The organism is Pontixanthobacter luteolus (assembly GCF_009828095.1).
Lineage (GTDB): Bacteria > Pseudomonadota > Alphaproteobacteria > Sphingomonadales > Sphingomonadaceae > Pontixanthobacter > Pontixanthobacter luteolus.
On sequence record NZ_WTYP01000001.1, the window covers coordinates 547,775 to 569,388 of the forward strand.

Annotated in this window: 16 protein-coding genes; 13 read left to right on the forward strand and 3 right to left on the reverse strand. The window is 60.2% G+C overall.

The window, feature by feature from the left end:
* Positions 1-85: 85 nt before the first annotated feature.
* Genes GRI43_RS02640 through GRI43_RS02655 form a run of 4 tightly spaced genes read left to right on the forward strand, consistent with a single transcriptional unit; the run spans position 86 to position 4,561 of the window.
* Positions 86-2,041, forward strand: coding sequence for a TonB-dependent receptor plug domain-containing protein (locus tag GRI43_RS02640; protein WP_160729543.1), 1,956 nt, complete (start codon positions 86-88; stop codon positions 2,039-2,041).
* Positions 2,041-2,859 (forward strand): ABC transporter substrate-binding protein, encoded by an 819-nt coding sequence (locus GRI43_RS02645; RefSeq protein WP_235903581.1) that lies wholly within the window; start codon positions 2,041-2,043, stop codon positions 2,857-2,859. The genes GRI43_RS02640 and GRI43_RS02645 overlap by 1 nt, the downstream gene beginning before the upstream one ends.
* Entirely contained in the window at positions 2,856-3,821 is a 966-nt protein-coding gene (locus GRI43_RS02650; protein ID WP_160729544.1) for a FecCD family ABC transporter permease, read from the forward strand. The genes GRI43_RS02645 and GRI43_RS02650 overlap by 4 nt, the downstream gene beginning before the upstream one ends.
* A complete protein-coding gene (locus GRI43_RS02655) occupies positions 3,818-4,561 on the forward strand; it encodes an ATP-binding cassette domain-containing protein (protein ID WP_160729545.1) in 744 nt (247 codons plus the stop codon). The genes GRI43_RS02650 and GRI43_RS02655 overlap by 4 nt, the downstream gene beginning before the upstream one ends.
* A gap of 1 nt (position 4,562) precedes the next feature.
* On the opposite strand, the gene GRI43_RS02660 is transcribed toward GRI43_RS02655, so the two are convergent.
* Positions 4,563-6,818 carry a M3 family metallopeptidase gene (locus GRI43_RS02660; protein WP_160729546.1) on the reverse strand — a complete coding sequence of 752 codons (2,256 nt, stop codon included), beginning with the start codon at positions 6,816-6,818 and terminating at the stop codon, positions 4,563-4,565.
* Positions 6,819-7,115: 297 nt separating this feature from the next.
* Between GRI43_RS02660 and GRI43_RS02665 the strand changes: the two genes are divergently transcribed.
* Both GRI43_RS02665 and GRI43_RS02670 read left to right on the forward strand, forming a co-directional pair.
* Complete coding sequence (locus GRI43_RS02665; protein WP_160729547.1) at positions 7,116-8,489, forward strand: surface lipoprotein assembly modifier; 1,374 nt, start codon at positions 7,116-7,118, stop codon at positions 8,487-8,489.
* A 162-nt stretch (positions 8,490-8,651) separates the two neighbouring features.
* Positions 8,652-11,204 (forward strand): transferrin-binding protein-like solute binding protein, encoded by a 2,553-nt coding sequence (locus GRI43_RS02670; protein ID WP_160729548.1) that lies wholly within the window; start codon positions 8,652-8,654, stop codon positions 11,202-11,204.
* A 79-nt stretch (positions 11,205-11,283) separates the two neighbouring features.
* On the opposite strand, the gene GRI43_RS02675 is transcribed toward GRI43_RS02670, so the two are convergent.
* Complete coding sequence (locus GRI43_RS02675; RefSeq protein ID WP_235903582.1) at positions 11,284-11,901, reverse strand: lysozyme; 618 nt, start codon at positions 11,899-11,901, stop codon at positions 11,284-11,286.
* Positions 11,902-12,068: 167 nt separating this feature from the next.
* Positions 12,069-12,212 carry a hypothetical protein gene (locus GRI43_RS02680; protein WP_160729549.1) on the reverse strand — a complete coding sequence of 48 codons (144 nt, stop codon included), beginning with the start codon at positions 12,210-12,212 and terminating at the stop codon, positions 12,069-12,071.
* A 322-nt stretch (positions 12,213-12,534) separates the two neighbouring features.
* Here GRI43_RS02680 and uvrA point away from each other — a divergent pair, with 322 nt between their 5' ends.
* The 7 genes from uvrA (at position 12,535) to GRI43_RS02715 (ending at position 21,610) form a co-directional block, all read left to right on the forward strand.
* Complete coding sequence (gene uvrA / locus GRI43_RS02685; protein WP_160729550.1) at positions 12,535-15,474, forward strand: excinuclease ABC subunit UvrA; 2,940 nt, start codon at positions 12,535-12,537, stop codon at positions 15,472-15,474.
* 98 nt (positions 15,475-15,572) lie between these two features.
* Positions 15,573-16,082: a hypothetical protein gene (locus GRI43_RS02690; RefSeq protein WP_160729551.1), complete on the forward strand. Its 510-nt coding sequence runs from the start codon at positions 15,573-15,575 to the stop codon at positions 16,080-16,082.
* A 91-nt stretch (positions 16,083-16,173) separates the two neighbouring features.
* Positions 16,174-16,467, forward strand: coding sequence for a hypothetical protein (locus GRI43_RS02695; RefSeq protein WP_160729552.1), 294 nt, complete (start codon positions 16,174-16,176; stop codon positions 16,465-16,467).
* 196 nt (positions 16,468-16,663) lie between these two features.
* A complete protein-coding gene (locus tag GRI43_RS02700; protein ID WP_160729553.1) occupies positions 16,664-18,346 on the forward strand; it encodes an ATP-dependent nuclease in 1,683 nt (560 codons plus the stop codon).
* A 203-nt stretch (positions 18,347-18,549) separates the two neighbouring features.
* The gene (locus GRI43_RS02705) at positions 18,550-19,401 is read left to right on the forward strand and encodes a hypothetical protein (RefSeq protein WP_160729554.1); all 852 of its coding nucleotides are present in this window, start codon (positions 18,550-18,552) and stop codon (positions 19,399-19,401) included.
* A gap of 158 nt (positions 19,402-19,559) precedes the next feature.
* Positions 19,560-19,925 (forward strand): hypothetical protein, encoded by a 366-nt coding sequence (locus GRI43_RS02710; RefSeq protein WP_160729555.1) that lies wholly within the window; start codon positions 19,560-19,562, stop codon positions 19,923-19,925.
* A gap of 50 nt (positions 19,926-19,975) precedes the next feature.
* A complete protein-coding gene (locus GRI43_RS02715; protein ID WP_160729556.1) occupies positions 19,976-21,610 on the forward strand; it encodes a hypothetical protein in 1,635 nt (544 codons plus the stop codon).
* Positions 21,611-21,614: the final 4 nt, after the last annotated feature.

The following is a 21,614-nucleotide window of genomic DNA, read 5'->3' on the forward strand; positions in this document are numbered from 1 at the left end:
GCGGGGTGTACCGAGGGCAGATGGGAAAGTGCGAATTCGCGCGCTTCCTCCGTCATGAGCGACTTCGCTTGTGATAGGAGTAACCATGCGTAAATATCTGTTTATAGGCGCTTCCTTGTCGTCTTCTGGCTGGGCGATGGCCGTGCCCGCCGCAGCCCAAGAAGTCGGCGAGGGGTGTAGCGGGGTTGTCTACGAAGATGGCCAGCCGGTGTCGTTTGTGCAGGGCTTTTGCCGCGCCGCAGAAGATGTGATCACGGTCACGGCAACCGGCACTCGTTCGGAAATCGAAGATACCGGGCAGGCGGTTACGATTGTCAATCGCAGCGAGATCGAGGATATCCAGGGCGCTGATCTGACCCGCGTGCTGGAGCGTGCGCCCGGCGTAACCTTCAGCCGCAATGGCGGGGCCGGAAGTTTCACAGGTGTGCGTGTTCGCGGTGCAGAGGCAGAACAATTGCTGGTGGTTGTCGACGGGGTTCGCGTGGCCGATCCCGCATCCCCGGCGGGCGGATATGATTTTGGCAATTTGCTGTCGCAAAATGTTGAAAAAATGGACCTGCTGCGCGGTTCCAACAGTACGATCTGGGGGTCTGACGCAATCGGCGGCGTGCTGGCGGTAACCACTCGCAATCTCGACGGTGTCACCGCAAGCGCTGAATACGGATCGCGCGAAACGCTCTCTGCATCTGCCACGGGCGGGGTGTCAGGCGACTGGGGCAGCTTCGGCGTGGTCGCCAGCTTTTACGATACCGAGGGATTCTCTTCGGCGGCCAGCGGCACGGAGGATGATGGTTTCCAGCAATGGGCGATTGCATCACGCGGGCGGGCCAATGTAAGCTACGCAGTCTCGCTGTTTGCCGGCGGCAGTTACAGCGAAGGCGATCTGGAGATTGACGGGACCCCGGCACCATCCTTTATCCTGACAGACACTGACGAATTCCAGAAAACCCGCCAATATTCGGCATTTGCAGGGGTATCTTACGACAGCGGACCGTTGTTCCTGAAAGCGGCCTATTCGCTGGCCGATACTGATAGGCGCAATTTCAATCCGGCGTTCGGCACTGCCCCCGGCTTTACCAGCGACGGCCATTCGGACCGGGTCGAACTGCGCGGTGAATGGCGTGCGATCGGCCCGCTGATCGTAAGCTTTGGCGGGGAAAGCGAGTGGACCAGCTACATCACCAATTTCGATGCACTGCGGCATGATACAAGGATCAGCGGTGCCTACACGCAGCTGGGGATCGAGTTTGGCGGTATTTCGGGCCATCTGGGTGTCCGGCATGATGATCATGCGCGTTTCGGCGGCGCGACCAGTTTCGGCGCTGATCTGAGCTATGAAATCGTGCCTGACATCCGCCTGCGCGCCAGCGTGGGCGAGGGGTTCAAGGCGCCGACATTGTTCCAGCTGTTTTCCGATTTCGGCAACCAGGCTCTTGAGGCCGAACAGAGCACCAGCTTTGACCTAGGCATTGCCTGGAACGACCGAAACGACCGGTTTTATGCCGGGGCTACTCTGTTCAAACGCGACAGTGAAAACCAGATCGAGTTTGCCTCCTGCTTCGGATCGGCCGACCCGATCTGTATCGACCGGCCCTTCGGCACGTATGACAATGTCGGCAAGGTGCGCGCGCAAGGCCTGGAAATGGAGCTGGGGGCAAACCCGTCCGACCGGTTCGGCGTTCGTGCGGTATATTCGCTGACAGACACCGAAAACCGCACGCCGGGCAGCGCCAATCAGGGCAACGCACTGGCCCGCCGCCCGCGTCATGCCGTCACGGTTTCCGCTGACTGGTTGACGCCGATTGCGGGTTTCACGCTGGGCGGCGATGTGCGCATGGTGAGCGACAGTTTCGACGATGCGGGCAATTCCAACCGGCTCGACGGATACCAGCTGGTCACCTTGCGCGGGAGCTTGCCGATAGGAAACAAGGTGGAGCTGTTTGGCCGGGTCGAAAACCTGTTCGATCAGGATTACCAGACAGCGCTCGGCTACGGCTCTCCCGGACGCGGGGCGTTTGCCGGGGCGCGGACGCGGTTCTGATGCGGCTGGCCCCGCTTTTCCTTGGCATGATGCTGGCTGCGTGCGCGCAGCCGGCACCTGTCATCGGGGACGCGGGCAACGCCGGGCCGACGATTGTCAGCCTAAACCCGTGCACCGATGCCATTCTTGCCGAAGTTACGGAGCCGGGTCAGCTGCTGGCGATCTCGCATTACAGCCATGATCCCGCGGCGAGTTCGATGGATATGAAGCGCGCGCGGCAATTCGCGGTAACCGGCGGCACGGTGGAGGAGATCATCGCGCTCCAGCCGGACATCGTTGTGGCGGGCAGTTTCCTTGCGCTGTCCACTCGCACTGCGCTGGATGATCTGGGCATTCGCGTCGAAACCTTCGGCATGGCAGCCGATGTGGAACAAAGCGTGGGACAGATCCGCTCGCTCGCCGGAATCGCCGGGCAAGCGGCGCGGGGGGACCAATTGGTTGCGCGTATCGAGGCTGCGCTGGCCGACGCGCAGGGGGATGCAGACGGGCAAATACCCGCAGTGCTGTGGCAACCGTCTGGTATCGTGCCGGGCGAGGGGACGTTGATCGCCGACCTGATGCGCCGCGCCGGTTTCTCCAGCCATAGCCAAGCATTGGGCATGGGGCAGGCGGATTATCTCTCGCTTGAACAGCTGCTTGTAAGCCCGCCGCGCGTGTTGCTGATCGCAGGGCAGGAACGTTCGCAGGCGCATCCCGCGCTCGACCGGCTGAGCGGGGTGCACCGGGCCAGTCTGGATGCCTCAATGCTGTATTGCGGCGGGCCGACGATCATCGCGGCGTCGCGAAGGCTCAAGGCCATACGGGACGAGGTTTCATGAGCCGGGCCAATGCCATGCTGCTGCTGTTGCTGCCCGGAGCATTCGTCCTGTCGCTGTTTGCAGGCCGGGTCTGGCTCGATTTTTCCGCCACGCCGAACGCCATGGTTATTATCGCTGAACTGCGGCTGCCGCGTGCATTGCTGGCGGTGATCGTCGGGGCTGGGCTAGGTTCCGCAGGCGCGGCGATGCAGGGATATCTGCGCAATCCGCTGGCCGATCCGGGTCTGTTCGGCATTGCCCCCGGCGCCGCGCTGGGCGCTGTCGCCAGTTTCTGGTTCGGTTACGCGGCCAGCGCGTGGCTGCTGCCGCTGTTCGCACTTGCCGGGGCTTCCGCCGCGATGGGGCTGCTCGCGCTGATCGCGGGGCGCACGGGCGGGATCGCCCTGTTCACATTGGCGGGCATGATGATCGCGAGCCTTGCAGGGGCGTTTATGAGCCTCGCCATCAGCCTAGCCCCCAATGCCTTTGCGATGAGCGAAATCGTGACGTGGCTGATGGGCGCGCTAACCGATCGCAGCTGGCGCGAGGTCTATCTTGCCGCGCCGCTGACCGCCGCCGGGATCGCCTGCTTCTGGATGGCCCGAAAAGACCTCGACGCGCTGATCCTGGGCGATGCCGCCGCACGGTCGATGGGGATGCGGCCGGGCGTTTTGCAAGCGTGGCTGATCGCCGGCGTCGGGCTGACCGTGGGCAGCGGCGTCTCTGTGGCCGGGATTATCGGTTTCGTCGGGCTGATCGTGCCGCATCTGGTGCGCCCCTTTACCGACCGCCGCCCGTCTTCGCTGATCATACCGAGCGCGCTGGCCGGGGGGCTGCTGGTGCTGGTGGCGGACAGCGCGGTGCGCATCCTGCCGCTGGTGACCGAGCTGCGGCTGGGGATCGCGCTGAGCCTGATCGGAGCGCCGTTCTTCCTGTGGCTGCTGCTCAAGATGCGCCGCGGCCATGCAGGAGGAATGCTGTGAGCCTGGGCGCTGATAATCTTGGAATTCGCGGCCGGCTGGAACCACTTTCGGTCATGTTCGAGGAGGGGCAGGTCACTGCCATCTGCGGGCCGAACGGGGCGGGCAAGTCGACCCTGCTGGCGGCGCTTGCCGGATTGATCGAGACAGCCTCAGGCAAGGCGGTGCTCGATGGGGAAGACCTGAAGAACCGCCTCCCGCGTGAACGGGCGCAGCACATCGGTTATTTGCCGCAAGACGGCGAGACGGCGTGGGATGTATCGGTTCGCAATCTCGTCTCGCTGGGCCGGCTTCCTTATGGTGACGAGGCGCCCGAGATGGTTGATGCAGCGCTTGAAGCGCTCGGTCTCAAAGCCCATGCGAACAGGCCGGTCTCAACACTTTCAGGCGGTGAGAAAGCGCGCGCTTTGCTGGCCCGCGTGCTGGCCGGACAGCCGCGCTGGGTCCTTGCCGACGAACCGCTCGCCGCGCTCGACATCGGTCACCAGCAGGCCTTGCTCAGCTATCTGAGGCAGACAGCCGCCGCCGGAACCGGTGTGATCATGGTGTTGCACGACCTGTCGCTGGCGATGAACCATGCCGACCGGGTGCTGGTGCTGGACCGCGGCAAACTGGCCGCTGACGGTGCACCCGAAAACGCGCTCGCCACCGGGGTGGTCGAGCGCGTCTGGAATGTCTCGGCAAATTGGGCCGGTAGTCCGGGCGAACGCGCGCTGATGGTGCGCCCGCCCGGATCAGCCTGATTTACTTCGAAACAGTATTCGTCGGCAGCTTGCCATCCGAAGTGGTGGCAGCGTCGGCAGCAGAATCGTCTCCGGTCAGGCCGCGCGCAACCAGCATCGGGGTCACGTCCGGCTGACGACCGGCGAAATTTTCGAACATCTTGAAATAGTCCATCGTCCCGCCGCGGCTGAGGACGGTGGCACGGTAGTGATCGCCGTTCTCACGGGTCAGACCGCCATTGTCCATGAACCATTGACGGCTGTCACGGTCCAGCATCTCGGTCCACAGATAGCTGTAATAGCCGGAGCTGTAGCCGGTCGGGCTGGAGAAGATGTGGTTGAAATAGCTGCTGCGATAACGCGGCGGCACCAGGCCGATTTCAAGGCCCAGTTCTTCCAACGAGTTACGTTCGAACGCGTCGACATCTTCGGGCGTCTTGATCGCAGCGGCTTCTTCTGCGCTCAGCGCGTGCCATTTCATGTCGAGCAGAGCCGCTTCGACGACTTCACCGAAATCATAGCCCTGGTTGAACTTGGCCGCGCGTTCGATCTTCTCGATCAGTTCTGCCGGGATGGTTTCACCGGTTTCGTAATGCTTGGCATAGTTCGACAGGATTTCGGGGTGGGTTGCCCACACCTCGTTCACCTGGCTGGGATATTCGACGAAATCGCGCGCCGTGGCAGTGCCCGAAATCGACGCGTATTTCTGATCCGCGAAGAAACCGTGCAGCGCATGGCCGAATTCATGGAACAGCGTGTTCACATTGTCGAAGCTGACCAGCTGGACTTCACCTTCGGCAGCCTTCGGAATGTTGAGCACGTTGTAGATCACCGGCTTGGTGCCGTTGAGATAGCTCTGATCCACGAAATTGCTCATCCATGCGCCGCCACGCTTGGACGGGCGCTGGAATGGGTCGAAATAGAAGATGCCCAATTCGCTGCCATCACGGTCGAACACGGTGTAGGTGCTGACGTCAGGGTGATAGACCGGCAGATCGGTGCGTTTCTGGAATGTCAGACCGTAAAGTTTTTCTGCAGCGTAGAACACGCCGTCTTCCAGTACCTTGTCGAGCTGGAAGTAAGGCTCAACCGCGCTTTCGTCGAACGCGTATTTTTCAGCCTTCACCTTTTCGGCATAGCGATACCAGTCCCATGGCTTCACTTCGAAATCGCCGCCCTCGGCAGCGATCTTCTCGTTGAGCAACGCAGCCTCGCGGCGCTGGGTTGCGGCCAGTGCGGGAACCATCTGTTCCATGAAATCAAGCGCAGTCTGCGGCTGTTTCGCCATGCGGTCATACATGACGTAGCTGGCCCAGTCGGGCTTGCCGAACAGCGCGGCTTTCTGGGCGCGCAGCTGGGCGATTTCAGCGATCAGCATACGGGTGTCGTATTCACCCGGCTGGTCATTACGGTCGACGCTGAGGCGGAACAGCTTTTCGCGGGTCGTGCGGTTTTCCAGCGCTGGCAAGGATGGCTGCTGCGTGGTGTTCTGCAGCGCGATGGCATACTTGCCTTCCATGCCCTTCTCAGCAGCCAGCTTTGCAGCGGCTTCGATCGCGGCAGGCGACAAGCCGGCCAGCTCCTCTTCGCTATCGACGATCAGCGCGCTGGCAACGGTGCCTTCGCGCACGCGGTTGCCAAATTCATTGGTTACTTCTGACAGCTTGGTGTTGATCGCGCGGACCTGATCCTTCTGCTCTGCGGTCAGCATGGCGCCGGCCTGGACCATACCTTCGTAGGTGTCTTCCAGCAGGGCCGCGTCTTCAACCGTCATGCTCATCGCAGCGCGATTGTCGTAAACCGCTTTGACCCGGGCAAACAGCACGGGGTCCAGCGTTATCGCATCGGAGTGGGCCGAAAGCTTGGGACCCATCTCGGTCTGGACGGCATTGAGCGTGTCGTTGGTGTTGGAACCGGTCAGCGCGAAGAATACGCGGGCCACGCGGCCCAGAATTGCGCCGGATTGTTCCAGTGCGACAATCGTGTTCTCGAAAGTCGGTGCATCTGGATTGTTCTTGATCTGATCGATCTCGGCGCTGTGAATTGCCATCGCCTGTTCGAACGCCGGGCGGTAATCATCATCGGAGATCTTGCTGAAATCGGGCGCTTCGAACGGCAAAGTGCTTTCAGCGGCGAAATAGCCTGTCGCTTCGGGCACGGCATTTTCTGCAGGAAGTGCGGCGGTGTTGGCACTGGCCATTTCGTCGCCTCCGTTGGCTTGTGAACATCCTGCAAGCAATGCGCTCGCAGCGACTGCGGCCATAAGTTGGGCCTTCATCTGACTCTCCATATTTTCTGGGTAGGTGCAGCAGGGATGGATTCCCCGCGCGGTCCATTGCAACCCCTGATAACTGACACTGCTTGAACCGGAGATTGACCGAAATTGCAAACTAAAGGCGGATAGTCGGTCGAGGCAGGAACGCCGTTTGTCGAACGGGCGGGGTCGCCCTGCTGAATTACGCGCGACGGGCAAACGAGCTGCCAAGCTCTGTTTAACCAGCATTTTTCGCGGCTGGACAAGGCCGGATTTGGCCGCCAAATGAGCCTCCGTTTTTCTCCATGGGGTCGCATCCATATGTTCAGGAACGTTTTTCCTTGCCTTGCCGCTGCGGCAATCTGTGCAATTAGTCCGCCGCTTGCCGCCCAGGAAAACTCCGGGGGCGCTGCTGCTGAGGCAGCAGGCGTTAGCGCGCCAGCCGCGCAGGACGTTTACACGCTGAGCCCGGCGGAACTGTTCGAATTCGCAGAACAAGCGCGTGCTGCCGGGAATTTCGATCTCGCGGCGAAGGCTTACACCGCTCTTACCGAACTGCCGGATATGCCGCTGCGGAACGAAGCGCGTTTTCGGCACGCAATGATGCTTGCCGATCAGCAGCAGGACTATCGCGGTGCGGCTGTGCTGCTGCGCCAGATACTCGACGAACAGCCCGATACCGCGCGTGTGCGGGTAGAGCTGGCACGGATGCAGGCGATGATGGGCAATCTCGGCGCGGCAGAAAAGGAACTGCGGGCGGCGCAGGCGGCGGGCCTCCCGCCAGAGGTTGAGCGGCTGGTTCGTTTCTATGCCAGCGCGCTCAATGCCCGCAAGCCATTCGGGTTCAATATCGACTTCGCGATTGCGCCGGACAGCAATATCAACCGCGCGACCCGGTCCGATACGCTTGGCACGATCATCGGCGATTTCCAATTGTCCGAAGACGCGCAGGAAAAATCCGGCATCGGCATCGCTGCCCGCGGGCAGGCCTATCTCAAGGCCGGATTGGCAGAGAATGCAGAGCTGCTGGTTCGGGCCAGCGCGAATGGGCGGTTCTACGAAAATGGCGACTTCGATGATTATATCGCGTCCATCCAGGCAGGGCCGCAGATTGCCATCGGGAAAGACCGTCTGGACATCGCCGCCACGGCCAGCTGGCGGTGGTTCGGGCGCGATCCTTACACCGTGTCCTATGGCGCGACCGCCAATTACCGGCATCCGGTGGGCAAAAGGGCGCAGATCAATGTGCAAGGCGCGGCGATCCGCACGAAAGACCGGCTGAACGATCTGCGTTCGAACGATCGATACCAGCTTGAAATCGGTCTCGACCGTGCATTTACCAGCAAGTTCGGCGGCGGGATTGGCCTGTCGGGCTATCGCGCAGTCGCCAACGATCCGGGGTACTCAACCGCAAGCGGCAGCCTGAACACCTATCTGTTCCGCGAATTGGGCCGGACAACGGCGGTGCTGCGCGCAGGTTATGACCGTCTCGAGGCCGACAAGCGGCTGTTCCTGTATCCCACGCGGCGGGTCGATGACCGGTTCAGCGCGAGCCTGTCCGGCACGTTCAGGGATTTGAGAATTGGTGCCTTCGCGCCGCTCGCCAAAGTGAGCTTCGAACGGAATTTCTCGACCGTGGAAATTTACGACTATCAGCGCCTAGCAGCGGAATTCGGGGTGGCTGCTGCATTCTGATTGAACGATGACGCTATGGTACAATGAGACACTTGTTTTCCAGACTATTACTGACCGAATTGCCGTGAATGCGGGGCAGAGCGTTCGGCGCACATGCCATCCTTTCCGGTCTATAATTGCGGGCGGACCTTGCGCCGCCCAGGGTTTTGGGGAGCAAAAACCATGAAGAATTACAGGGTCGCACTGCAGGCTACGGTCTGCGCAATGTCGCTTACACTGGCTGCTTGTGGCGGCGGAGGCGGCGGAACAGTCAGTACGCCGCCCCCGACAGGCGGTGGTGGTGGTGGCACGCCAACGCCAACCCCGACCCCGACCCCGACACCGACTCCCCCACCGAGCAGCGGCAATTCGGACCTGCTCGGCACTTTGCAGAGCGAGAACTTCACCAACACCGCGACGCGCGCATCCCTGACTGTCAACGGCACGAACCGCACTGTGTCGCAGCAAGCGATCACCGCGCAGATCACCTACAACGCCAACGACAGCAGCTACCAGTTGGTGACACCGACCGGCACGATTACCTTCTCCGCCAGCGATATCGACAATGCGCAAAGCAACACCGGGTCGATCGTTTATGTGAAAACCAATGGAGACCGGACGGATTCGCTGACCCTGACGCGGCCGGGCACATCCGGCCCGATTACCTACCAATATGTCGGCAGCGCGTTTTGGCAGCGCACAGAAGTTGGCACGACATCTGGTGCGGGTTCGATTGATTCGATCGTCTACGGGGTCGAAACCCCCAATGCAGACGTGCCGCGCACCGGATCTGCTGACTATGCTATCGACCTGATTGGCGCGATCACCACGGGCGACAATGTCTCGGGCCTTGCGGGTACCGGGACGGCCAGCGTTGATTTCGCCAGCGGCAATTTGGTGTTTATCGGCAGTCTGACGCTCGCACCGTTCCAGAACGGAGCCAGCTCTTTCAGTGGACAGGCAAGTCTTTCTGCCAGCGCCAACAGTTTCAGCGGCGTATTCACCCTGCAGGATTTCGGTCAGTTCGACGGTGCAATCGCCGGGCGCCTGTTCGGCCCCGGGGCAGAGGAAATCGGCGCTGCATGGTCGGCCCAGAACGGTGACAACAGCCGCGTTGCCACTGGCACCATCATGGGCCGGCGTGATGAAACGCCGCCCAATTCCCAGTTCAACCCGAACGGAAACATCCTGACCAACAGCCAGTCGTTCTCGATTCAGGAACGGGTGCTTGATTTCGCACTGAACGGATCGGTTGGCGGGCAGCAGCCAGCTGGCAGTTTCTCTGCCCAGAACGTGACGCAGAGCGCGTTGCTGCTGCGCTATGACGCAGACCGTAACGAATTCGTGTTCAGCGCTGACGACACCACGGGGGTGTATTCGGTACAGAACCAGCGGTTCGAAACGCTCGGCCCGCAGGATACCGCGAGTTTCGATTCTGGCGGTCTGACCTATGTCCAGGCCGGTGCCTGGCGCCTGTTCAGCCCGGATCAAAACCCTGACTATCGCTATTCCTTCTTTACCTACGGCTTTGCGACACCGGCGGGTGATGTGCCGACCACCGGCAGCGCGGCTTACCGTCTCAGCTTTGGCGGAACAGCGGTCGATAACGACATCGCCAATCCGGTCCGGATCAGCGGTGATGGTGTCCTTCGTGTCGATTTCGGCTCGATGACGCTGGACCTGTCCGGCGGGCTGACCTTCGAGGAACGGATTTTCCTGTCCGGTGTCCCGCAATTTACCGGCTCGGGTTCGCTTTCCGGCACTGGCGCAATCGGATCGAGCGCGCGCGATTTCTCCGGCACCTTGGCCTTTGACGGGCTGGGCAATTACACCGGCACGTTCGACGGCTTGTTCTACGGCCCGGATGCACAGGAAGTCGGCGCGACCTGGGAAGCGAGCGATGGTACTGACCGCGCCGCCGGAACATTCATCGGTGAAGAAGATGACAGCATCCTCTCCAGCGATCAGACGCTGGCCGGCGCGACTGAGCCGCTCGACATGGTGGGCCGCCGCCTGCGGGCCGGCATTTACGAAGGCGAAGCCAGTATTTCCTTCGATCCGGCCAACGGGCAATTCGTTTTCCGAACAGAAAACTTTGCCGCGCCGAACGAGCAAGAGGTTATCACGCTGTCCGATGCGAATATCGTGGCGGCCGAATCCACTGCTTCGCGGACCTATTACCGGACGACCGGCAACACTGCGGTCGAAGGGTTCATCTTTACACCGGGTGCGAGCAACCCCGTACTCGAACTGACCTATTCCTCGTTCGCGCAGCTCAACCTGCGGGAAAGCAGCGCGCAGGGTGACCGTAACGAAAGCTATTACTTCGTGTTCGGTGTCGAAACGGCTGCGGCGGCGCTGCCAAAGGCGGGGTCAGCAAGCTATTCGGGCATCGTGTTCGGTGACGGCGAAAACTCCGCAACCGGCTATGTCGGGGAAATCGGCGGAACCAGCGCGCTTACTGCCGACTTTGCCGCTGGCTCGCTGGTGATGACGCTGGACATGAGTCAGGCTGATGCGGCCAATACATTCATCGGCACTGCGATTTTCGACGGTAGCATCGCCACCAATGGCTTCTTCGGTTCGACGCAGCAAAACGATCCGTTCCGCGGCAGCATGAGGGGCCACTTCTTCGGCAGAGATGCCGCGGAATATGGTGCCGTGTTCGACGTGCTGCGTGATGACGCAAGCGGCCGCTCAACTTTCAGAGGCGTGTCGGTCGGCAAGAAAGACTGATCTTCGCGTATCCGGATTGCACTAAAGAGGGGAAGGCGTCGCTGCCTTCCCCTCTTTTTGTTTCCAGTTTCAGGCCGCCTCAGGCCGTCATTCGCGGATCTTCATACGAACCGTTCAGGAAGATATTTGCACGTCTTTCGCTGCGATAGATCAAGCCTTTTGCGGTCGCGCCGCCTGCGGAATGATAATGCAGTTCATCGGCTATGGATTGATGGTCGCCGGCTGAAATAGCCTCGTTCAACTTTGGGCTACGCTCTTGCGAGACGCTTCCCTGTCCCACGTTGAACACAAGATCGACCAGCGCATCGAATTCGTGTTGGAAAAGCGGAAGATCGCCGACAAGGTCGCTAACTGTTTTTTCGGCGTGTTCGAGATCCGCTTCGAGCAGTTCCATGACCCGTTCGTCCGAGATAGTATCGCCCAAGCTGAGTCCATCCGACGCGGTCACGAGGTGGCCGACGCCAACAGTCAAGTTGCCCGCAACATCGCGGTACACGTCGTGCCGGACGCCTTCCTCCTCCATCATGGCGCGCTTGAGTTCCGCGCTGGCTCTCATGGAGTCGGTTTGCGTGCGTGTCTCGATCATCCATGCCTGCGGCGCCGAGCTGCTAAACTGGGGTTCTACCGCGCCACTTGCTGCGGCCTGTATGCCGGCTGCGCTGACGGACATCGCGAGCGCGATCTTGCGCTTGCGCATATGAACCCGTTCGCCTTTCAACGTGCGGGCCAGCTTGGCTTGCCGGCGGCGTCTGCGGCGGTCTTTCAGCCGGGTAATAAGCGGTGCGATACCTTGCCGGCGGTTCTCGAACCGTAATCTGGGCAGGATTTGCGGGGCTGGTGATCTGGTCTTTGACGGATAGGCGATCACGCATTCTCTTCGATGGTGATGTTTGCATCGTCCAGAAGCGGTGCCCTGAATTCTGTGTCCCGATCCTGACCGGAATCGGCTTGCGGTTTCTCCGGGCTGTCGGATGGGCTGCGGTACGGGGTGATATAGCCATATGGCATGTAGGTGTTCCTTTCTATTGGGCGTTGCGTCCGGTTCTGCGACCTGATGGGCGAACCGGGGAAAACGCCGCCTTTACATTCACCTAATCAACGGGCGGGCGGGGTTATCGGTCCACGCTTCAGCGTTCGTCAGCCACGCTTCAGGCGTTGGCGCACTGATCGGGTGCGTCGTTGCCGGACCGATTCCTTGCCCTGAACGGAAGCAAGTTAACCCGTCAAGCGCTCAGCCGAGCACTTGAACATTTGCAGAACATTGGGTTAAAGAGCGCGGTATTCACCAGTCCACTGGACTCTCTCTCACCCAATACCCACTTGGCAGGTCATGGCTCTCACAAAAATTTCAGTCCGCGGTGCTCGTGAGCATAATCTCAAGGGTGTCGATATCGACCTGCCGCGCGATGCGCTGATCGTGATTACGGGGCTGTCGGGCTCCGGCAAATCCTCGCTCGCATTCGACACGATCTATGCCGAAGGGCAGCGGCGCTATGTCGAGAGCTTGAGCGCTTATGCGCGGCAATTCCTGGAAATGATGCAAAAACCCGATGTGGAGCACATTGACGGTTTGTCGCCGGCCATTTCCATCGAGCAGAAGACCACTAGCCGCAATCCGCGTTCGACCGTCGCGACTGTCACGGAAATCTACGACTACATGCGCCTGCTGTGGGCGCGCGTGGGTGTTCCGTACTCGCCGGCCACGGGCGATCCGATCGAAGCGCAAACCGTGTCCAACATGGTCGACCGGGTGATGGAACTGCCCGAAGGCACGCGGCTGTATTTGCTTGCGCCGGTCGTGCGCGGCCGCAAGGGTGAATACCGCAAGGAACTGGCCGAATGGCAGAAAGCGGGCTTCACCCGCGTGCGGATCGACGGGGAGCTCTACCCGATCGAGGAGGCGCCCGCGCTCGACAAGAAGTTCAAGCACGACATCGAAGTGGTGGTGGACCGGCTGGCGGTAAAGGAAGGGCTGGAAACGCGCCTTGCCGACAGTTTCGAAACTGCGCTTAAGCTGGCCGACGGACTGGCCTATGTCGACCTAGCCGATGGTACGGTGCCGGGGCGCGAGGATGAAGACGCTTCCGGCGGCCAGATGAAAGGCGCCGGGCTGCCCGCCAACCGGATCGTGTTTTCAGAGCGGTTTTCCTGCCCGGTCAGCGGTTTTACGATTGAGGAAATCGAACCGCGGCTGTTTTCGTTCAACTCCCCTCAGGGCGCGTGTCCGACATGCGACGGGCTGGGGGAAAAGCAGTTGTTCGACCCGCAGCTGGTAGTCCCCAACGAAGAACTCAGCCTGAAAAAGGGCGCGGTGGTGCCGTGGGCGAAAAGCAATCCGCCATCGCCCTATTACATGCAGGTGCTCGGCAGTCTGGCGAAGGCCTATGAATTCGATCTGACCACTCCGTGGAAAGATCTGGAGCCGGATCAGAAGATGATCATCCTGCACGGCACCGGCGGCAACCGCGTGCCGCTGACGTTCAAGGACGGGCGCAAGGAATACACCGTTCACAAGGCGTTCGAAGGGGTGATCGGCAACCTCAATCGCCGCCTTCTGCAAACCGAAAGCGCGTGGATGCGCGAGGAACTGGGCAAGTTCCAGACCAGCCAGCCATGCGAGACCTGCGGCGGCGCGCGGCTCAACCCGAAAGCGCTGGCGGTGAAAATCGGCCCGAAAGACAACCCGACTGATATCGCCGAACCGACCCGGATGAGCGTGTCCGATGCGAAGGACTGGTTCCTCGCCCTCGACAGCAAGCTGAACCCCACGCAGAGCCAGATCGCCAAGGCCATCCTGAAAGAAATCAACGAACGGCTGGGTTTCCTCGACAATGTCGGGCTCGATTACCTCAACCTCGACCGGACCAGCGGTACGCTGAGCGGCGGGGAGAGCCAGCGCATCCGCCTCGCCAGCCAGATCGGCAGCGGGCTGTCGGGCGTGCTGTATGTGCTCGACGAACCCAGCATTGGCCTGCACCAGCGCGACAATGACCGCCTGCTGGAAACGCTCAAACGCCTGCGCGATCTGGGCAATACGGTGATCGTGGTGGAGCATGACGAAGACGCAATCCGCCAGGCCGATCACGTGGTCGACCTGGGCCCCGGCGCCGGTGTGCGCGGGGGCGAGGTGGTGGCGCAGGGCACACTCAAACAGGTGCTCAAATCCAAGAAGTCGCTGACCGCCGATTACCTGACCGGGCGGCGCGAGATTTCGGTGCCAAAGCAGCGCCGCAAGGGTAACGGCCACCAGCTGACCGTGCACGGCGCGCGGGCCAACAACCTCAACAACGTAACCGCCGCCATCCCGCTGGGCACGTTTACCTGCATCACCGGCGTATCGGGCAGCGGCAAATCCAGCTTCACCATCGACACGCTCTATGCCAGCGCCGCACGCACGCTGAACGGGGCGCGGGTGATCGCGGGCGCGCACGACAAGGTCACCGGCCTCGAATATTGCGACAAGGTGATCGAAATCGACCAATCGCCCATCGGCCGCACCCCGCGCAGCAACCCGGCGACCTATACCGGCGCCTTCACCAATATCCGCGACTGGTTCGCCGGCCTGCCGGAGGCGCAGGCACGCGGTTACAAACCCGGCCGGTTCAGCTTCAACGTGAAGGGCGGCCGGTGCGAGGCGTGCCAGGGCGACGGGCTGATCAAGATCGAAATGCACTTCCTGCCCGACGTGTATGTCACGTGCGAGGAATGCGGCGGCAAACGCTACAACCGCGAAACGCTGGAGGTGAAGTTCAAGGGCCTGTCCATCGCCGATGTGCTGGACATGACGATCGAGGATGCGGAGGAATTCTTCAAGGCCGTGCCCCCGATCCGTGACAAGATGCACATGCTGAACGAAGTGGGGCTGGGCTACGTCAAGGTCGGCCAGCAGGCAACCACCCTGTCAGGGGGCGAGGCGCAGCGGGTGAAACTGGCCAAGGAACTGTCCAAGCGCAGCACCGGGCAAACGCTGTATATCCTCGACGAGCCGACCACCGGCCTGCATTTCGAAGACGTCCGCAAACTGCTGGAAGTGCTCCACCGGCTGGTTGACCAGGGCAATTCAGTGGTGGTGATCGAACACAATCTGGACGTGATCAAGACCGCGGACCACCTGCTTGACCTCGGCCCCGGCGGCGGCGTGCGCGGCGGCGAGATCGTCGCGCAAGGCACGCCGGAGGATGTGGCGAAGGTGAAGGGGAGTTATACGGGGCAGTATCTCAAGCCGATGCTGGCCCGCGCGAGCAAGCCCGAAGCCCAAGCCGCCGAGTAGCCCCCGCCTGCACTGCAAGGCCCCCGATTGACGCCGTCCCGTAAAGCGATAGGATCGCACAAAGGGCCGCGCCGCAAACCTGCGACGGGGGCCGCGCAATGCAGCTTGAGAATTTCTTCCTGACTACCGCCGAAATCGCCGTCGTGCTGATCGGCTTCGTGACCGTATTCCTCACCTTCGTGATGGGCGGGCGCGAGGTGGGCATGGCCGACCGCATGCACAGCCGCTCGCTGCTCATCGGCTCCTATCCCATGTTGGTTGTCCCGCTGGTCCCCATCGCCGCGCTTCATTACGGGGCCAGCGAGCAGCAGGCCCTGTTCGCCTTCCACCTGGCGGGCGCGGGCATGATGGTGCTGGTCGGCCTGACCATGGGCCTGTTCTACCTGAGGGTGGGGGCGGCAAACTGGCGCGCCATCGGGATGGTGCACAATGTCACCTCCTGGTCGGCAGGGACACTGTCCGCAGGCGTCTTTACCGCAGGGGCGCTGGGATATGCCCCCGCGGGCAACGCCGTGGTGGCCGTGATCCTGGTGTTCGTGATGAGCGCCACCGCATTGTTCAGCTTCGCCGCACAGCAAATGCACCTGTTCGACTGGAAGAACCCCTGAAGGCGGGGCAAGCCCCCGGCAAACCCGATCTTAACTTTGCCAGCGCATCCTTCCCGGCATAATATCGGAGCGGCTTGGGAGGGCACACACGATGAAATGGCTGGTATTAGTCGGGGCCGCAGTGATTGGCTTCCTGGTCGCCTTCAGTTTTTCCGCGAGCGACGAGGTCGGGGCGGAGGTGGACAAGCGGCTGGACCAAGATTTCGTCTCGCGATGCGTCGCCCGCGCACAATTCCCCGCTGAGCTGGAGGCCAAGGCCCCGCAAATCTGCGGCTGCATGAAACGCGAATTCGACAATCGCGGCCTCAAGCTGACCGACGCCTTTGGCGAAAAGCAAGCGGAGATGCAGAAGATCACACAGCGGTGCGCGCGGAACGCGATGTGAGGGCCGTTTGGGGCGGGTAAACATTACTCCAGGTGTGATAAAGCATTCCGACCGACCGGCCCCAGTGAACACGGACCGGCCACGCAGGTCGAAACAATAGAGCCACATTTTCCACACGCAAATTTCACCAAAGCATTGTTTTTTAAGTCGCGAAGGTGGACCGTTCGACATCCAGAAATGTCCTCGGGGGTTGTTGATGCAAGTGAAATCTATATCAGCTAGAAATTTTAAGACACTCGTCGATTTCAAGTTTGAAATAGGGCCGGGATATTCGGCCATTTCTGGTATGAACAACTGCGGCAAAACGTCAGTATTTCGAATAATTGAGTACTTTTTGAAAAGCGGTGCTAATGATGGCTTTCCATACAATTCAGAAAATTCGATAAAATATGATCGGGATTTCACACAGTGGGCGGATGCCGGTGAGAGCATCGACGTCTCAATAGACCTACTAATCAGTAAGTCGGACGACTCAGAGATATTTGGTTTCGTTGAACGCTTCAGCGATGACGTGGGTGAGAAAGAATCTATTGAGCTCAAGTCCAGAGCTGTCTTCTCAAAGGATGAAACTGTAAAACTATCATGCTATATCGATGGCGTGCCACAAGATGAACGAGGTTCTGATGAGATTGTTAAGAAGCTTCGGGCGACAAATAATTTGACTATCCACAATTCTACCAAGAATGAAAAAGGTTTTTATTTCGTTGGCGATTCATTTGTCGAAATATTAGAAGCGCATTTTTCGATTGACGACCGAAAAAGTATTGCGGCTGCGCAGAAGAACCTCCAGAACCGAGTTCGAAAGGCGGCTAAACAGCACAAAGCGGAGTTGGACAAGCTTCTTGGAAAAACCAAGGATCGAATTCATGTTGAATTGACCGCACTAGGTGGCGAGAAGCTTTCAAAATTTCCACTGCAAATGAAGCTTAGTGACAAAGTTTCGGAGGTGGCGCTCCAGGAGTGGGGGGCTGGAACTCAAAATAGAACTCGAGTTTTCATGTCAATTTTGGACGCGCAGCATTCGAAAGAAACTGCATCGGATACAAACAAGTCTACGCCTATATTTTTAGTTGAGGAACCGGAGAGTTTCCTACACCCCTCTGCGCAGGCAGAATTTGGTCAAATCCTGAATGATCTGGCTGACGAGTTTGGGCTGCAGATCGTCGCAACAACGCATAGCCCTTATATGCTAAATCAAAGTGATCCGCGTGCTAACTTTCTTCTTGAGCGTCGCCTTTTCAGGAGAATGCCCCGTGAAACAATACTAGTTAAGTCGGATGACGAAGATTGGATGGCGCCATTTGCCGAGAACCTTGGTGTCATAAAGAGCGAATTTCATGATTGGAAGCAAGCATTTTCAGCCAGCTCTTCAGAAGTTATTCTTGTAGAAGGTGATATCGATAAGGAGTATTTTGAGCTATTTAGAGATAATTATCCCAACATATACAAAATACCAGATAAAGTGGAGATTGTGCCCTACGAGGGTAAGGATGCGCTGAAAAATACAGCGTTACTTCGCTTCATGATTAATAAGTTCAGGCGGGTGTTTATCACCTTCGATTTAGATGCGGAGAAGGAATTGTCCTCCTCGCTGTTGAGATTGGGCCTGACACAAGGTTCTGATTTCATGCCGGTTGGACAAAAACGTGCGGGTTGCGAATGTATTGAGGGCTTATTGCCAGATGCCTTGAAGGTGTCAGTCAACGCAATAAATGTGGATGATGTGAATGCGATGATGTCGGGCGACCATAAAGTACGGAAGAATGCTCGGCAAAAACTAAAGCGCGCGTATCTCGAATATTTGCGACACCACCCACAAGAGGAGAAAGATCTAGTCGGGTTCAAGGTCTTTTTTGCGAAGGTCGCGAAGGCATTTTAAATTTTCCTAATTCCCATCCTCAGTATAACTAACCCGGTTCACTCCATTCCACAGAGGTGAACCATGAACGCATTTGTTTGTTTAGCCTCAAGCGCCGGCGCTCACGTCCGTTCGCTTGGCTTGCGGCCTAACCGGCCGGCGGGCGGTCGCCCTTGCGGCGCCCCGCGCCGGGCAGCGCCAGCAGGAAGCGTGGGAGGTGTCGCATGAACGCTCTCGTCGCCATCACTCCTGCCCCCACCGCTGGCCCGCATGGGGCGGGGGGCACTATTCTTACCGCTCGGCGCAAGGCTGATTTTCTGGCCAGTCTCCAGCTGTCGGGCAATGTCCGGCTGGCGTGCCGTGCGGCTTCGGTCTCTGCGCAGACAGCCTACCGGGCGCGGCGGGGCTCTGCGGCTTTTGCGGGGGCGTGGGATGCGGCTTTGCTGGCGGCGCGTGATCATGCCGAGCAGGTGCTGGCCGACCGCGCGCTGAACGGGGTGGAGGAGCCGGTGTTCTATCACGGGGAGGAGATCGCGCGGCGGCGGCGCTATTCAGACCGGTTGCTGCTGGCGCATCTTGCGCGGCTCGACCGGCTGGCTGAGCGCGCCGAAGTGGCGGCGGCCTTGCCCCTGCTTGACGAACAGATCGCCGCCTTGCGCCAGGGGGAGGAATTGCCGGAAACCGGGCCGCAAACCCTCTCGGAAAATCATCATCAGGACAGTGTTCCATGTGTTCCAAGCTGTAGGGTTTCCCCTCGGCAAACCAGCGCACCGGCGTTTGGGGCGGCGGCGGGGGCACGGTGCCCCGATTGCGGCGGGGCCTGCGCCGATCCGCGTGCCGATCTGGGGCCGCGTGACTGCCAGTGGCTGGGCAACCGGCTTCAACGGATGGAAAATGCCCGCCCGCGCGGCGCGGCGGCCCCTCATGCCATGGCCTTGCCCCCTGAAACGCAGCCGGGCGATGTCGAATCCCTCCAGCTCGAAGCGTTCGAGGCCGGGGTGGGGGAATGGTGGACCCTGTGCAGCGAGGATGATCTTGCGGCGCGGCTGCGGGCCGGGGCGGCCGCGTCCGGCTAGCGGGCGGTCCAATGCGCGTGTGTCGCATTTCGCCAATAACAGGGTGAATATCAGCTTACCATGGTCCCCGGTCGCGAGTCGAAGATGAGGTGACTTGCCGGGGGGACAACAAAACAGCGCAACGTCACCTGTCTGCATTCGCATGATAGGAGGACACTATGAAGAAGACTATTTTGGCCGCATTCGCGGTATCAATGACTGCAGCAATTGGCACCGCGCCGGCGGCTGCGAAATCCGATAATGCCGCGCTGGTAATCAACCAGTCGAGTTGCGGCGGGATTGTGGAGATCGACGGACAGCCCGTTGTGATCCAGACCGATGACGGCGCGACACGCGTCATCACCAGCAGCGGCAACGCCATGCTGGTGTGCAACATGGATGTTGTCGACGGGCCGGAACTGACGAAAGCGGTCAAGCTGGAAGGCTTTGGCTGCAACTTCGAAGGCGGCTTCACCCGCGACACGCGCATGGTGATCACGCCCAGCGGCAAGGCAACCGCCGTTTGCCGCGTGCGCCCGGAATAAGTGCAGGGCGGCTGGCCGGGCGGTAATGCCTGGCTGGCCGCACTCACCCCGTGCACAGGCTCGAAATTCTGAACAAGGCGGCAGTGTCCGCCAATGAGGCTGCCAGCCCCGCTGCCAATGCGCGGCGCAGGGTGAATGCGGCCATGCTGGGCGGTGCGGCGCTGGCCGCGATGTGCTGTCCCGCTGCGGCTCTGGCGCAGGAGGCGGTTGAGCTTCCGCAAGGGACGCAGGCAGCGCCCGAACAGTTCGAAGTAACGCCCTCCGCCGAAATCGGCGCGGCGTGCGGGACCGGCGCAGGCTTGCAAATTGGCGCTGGCGGCGGATTGGGGCAGACGCTCTGCCCGTATGCCGACACCTCGGCCGGGCTGGATGTCGCGAGCCGCTTTGACTTGCCCGGCGGCGATATCCGCGTGAGTGCCGCGTTCGCCCGCGGAACCGACGAAAGCCTCACGCTCGACCGGCAGATGCAGTCATACCGCCCAGGCTTCGTGCGCGAAGGCACGCTGGCTTCGCTGGGCATGAAAAGCTCGCTGTTTGACGAAAACCTCAAGATCGAAAGCGAAATCGGGTGGAGCCGCAATTGGGAAACCCCGATCGCTGCCACCGTGCTGAGCCCGGCGCGTGAGAACCAGGCGACCGGATTTGCTCAGGCGCACAAGATCGATGCAAAGCTGATCGACGGGCGCAAACTGGGCTGGACGGTTTCCGCCGAAATGCGCCGGGCGAGCGATGACTACCGCCTCGACCACGTATCACGCTTTGACCGGCTGTTCGCCGCGCCGGGCTCGAGCGACCGGTTACGCACCACATTCCGCGCTGGCGATGTCAAGGTGAAGGCGTCGTTCAATTCCAGCCGGTTCCAGTTCACCCGCTCGCAAAGCAGGAAGCTGAGCCTGAGTTATGCCGGTGTCGGAATAGGCTTTTCGCAAAGCGACCGCGCTTCGATCCCGAATGAATTTGTCACGATTTCGCAGTCGCGTTCGCGCTCGCAGCGGATCAATCTGGAATTCGACCTCTATAGCGCGGCACCGCTGCTGGCGATGGAGGACACCGGGTTTAAGTCGCTCCTGCCCAAGCATTTTTCGGTTGGTTTCGAAACCCGGCACGGCATGCGTTTCGGCTCTGCCTCGCCAGCGACATCGGTTCGCAAAAGCCTGGACGTAATGGGCCTGTGGACGACGCCAATCGGCGATAGCCTGGTCAACTTCACTTCGGAAAATACCGCCGACCAATTGCGCGGCGATAGCAGCAGCACACAGTTTTTGGTCTCTCACAGCTTCAATCTGGGTGATTGGGCCATCTCCGGCGATGCCTTGGTGGTGGATCAGCGATCTTCAGTGGGTTCCGGGGACCAGAGCGCATTCTACAGCGCCAGCGCTTCTTACCGAAGTAAGGGCGGGCCGAAAGTGGAATTGCGTTTGGGGCAGGATCAGCTGCAATTCGGCGATGGCGGAAATGATTTTACGCTGAGAGATAGCAGCGTTCAGGCCGAATTGCGCATCGACATGTCACCTGTCCTGCAGCGCAGATTGCAGCGTGATGATATGCATCTCGCGCTGGAGATGCAGGTCAACCTGAACAGTTCGGACTATGAAGTTCGCTATCTTGACGAGGTGATCGACGCCGGGAGCGACGGGTTCAGCCGCAAGGGAGTGATGCTCACTTTCGCAATGGATTTGCGATAGCCTG

Coding starts and splice junctions, on each gene's coding strand:
- GRI43_RS02670 (WP_160729548.1), top strand. CDS start 8,652: ATGAAGAATTACAGGGTCGCACTGCAGGCTACGGTCTGCGCAATGTCG.
- GRI43_RS02710 (WP_160729555.1), top strand. CDS start 19,560: ATGAAGAAGACTATTTTGGCCGCATTCGCGGTATCAATGACTGCAGCA.
- GRI43_RS02650 (WP_160729544.1), top strand. CDS start 2,856: ATGAGCCGGGCCAATGCCATGCTGCTGCTGTTGCTGCCCGGAGCATTC.
- GRI43_RS02645 (WP_235903581.1), top strand. CDS start 2,041: ATGCGGCTGGCCCCGCTTTTCCTTGGCATGATGCTGGCTGCGTGCGCG.
- GRI43_RS02665 (WP_160729547.1), top strand. CDS start 7,116: ATGTTCAGGAACGTTTTTCCTTGCCTTGCCGCTGCGGCAATCTGTGCA.
- GRI43_RS02690 (WP_160729551.1), top strand. CDS start 15,573: ATGCAGCTTGAGAATTTCTTCCTGACTACCGCCGAAATCGCCGTCGTG.
- GRI43_RS02700 (WP_160729553.1), top strand. CDS start 16,664: ATGCAAGTGAAATCTATATCAGCTAGAAATTTTAAGACACTCGTCGAT.
- uvrA (WP_160729550.1), top strand. CDS start 12,535: ATGGCTCTCACAAAAATTTCAGTCCGCGGTGCTCGTGAGCATAATCTC.
- GRI43_RS02675 (WP_235903582.1), bottom strand. CDS start 11,901: ATGCGCAAGCGCAAGATCGCGCTCGCGATGTCCGTCAGCGCAGCCGGC.
- GRI43_RS02660 (WP_160729546.1), bottom strand. CDS start 6,818: ATGAAGGCCCAACTTATGGCCGCAGTCGCTGCGAGCGCATTGCTTGCA.
- GRI43_RS02705 (WP_160729554.1), top strand. CDS start 18,550: ATGAACGCTCTCGTCGCCATCACTCCTGCCCCCACCGCTGGCCCGCAT.
- GRI43_RS02640 (WP_160729543.1), top strand. CDS start 86: ATGCGTAAATATCTGTTTATAGGCGCTTCCTTGTCGTCTTCTGGCTGG.
- GRI43_RS02680 (WP_160729549.1), bottom strand. CDS start 12,212: ATGCCATATGGCTATATCACCCCGTACCGCAGCCCATCCGACAGCCCG.
- GRI43_RS02695 (WP_160729552.1), top strand. CDS start 16,174: ATGAAATGGCTGGTATTAGTCGGGGCCGCAGTGATTGGCTTCCTGGTC.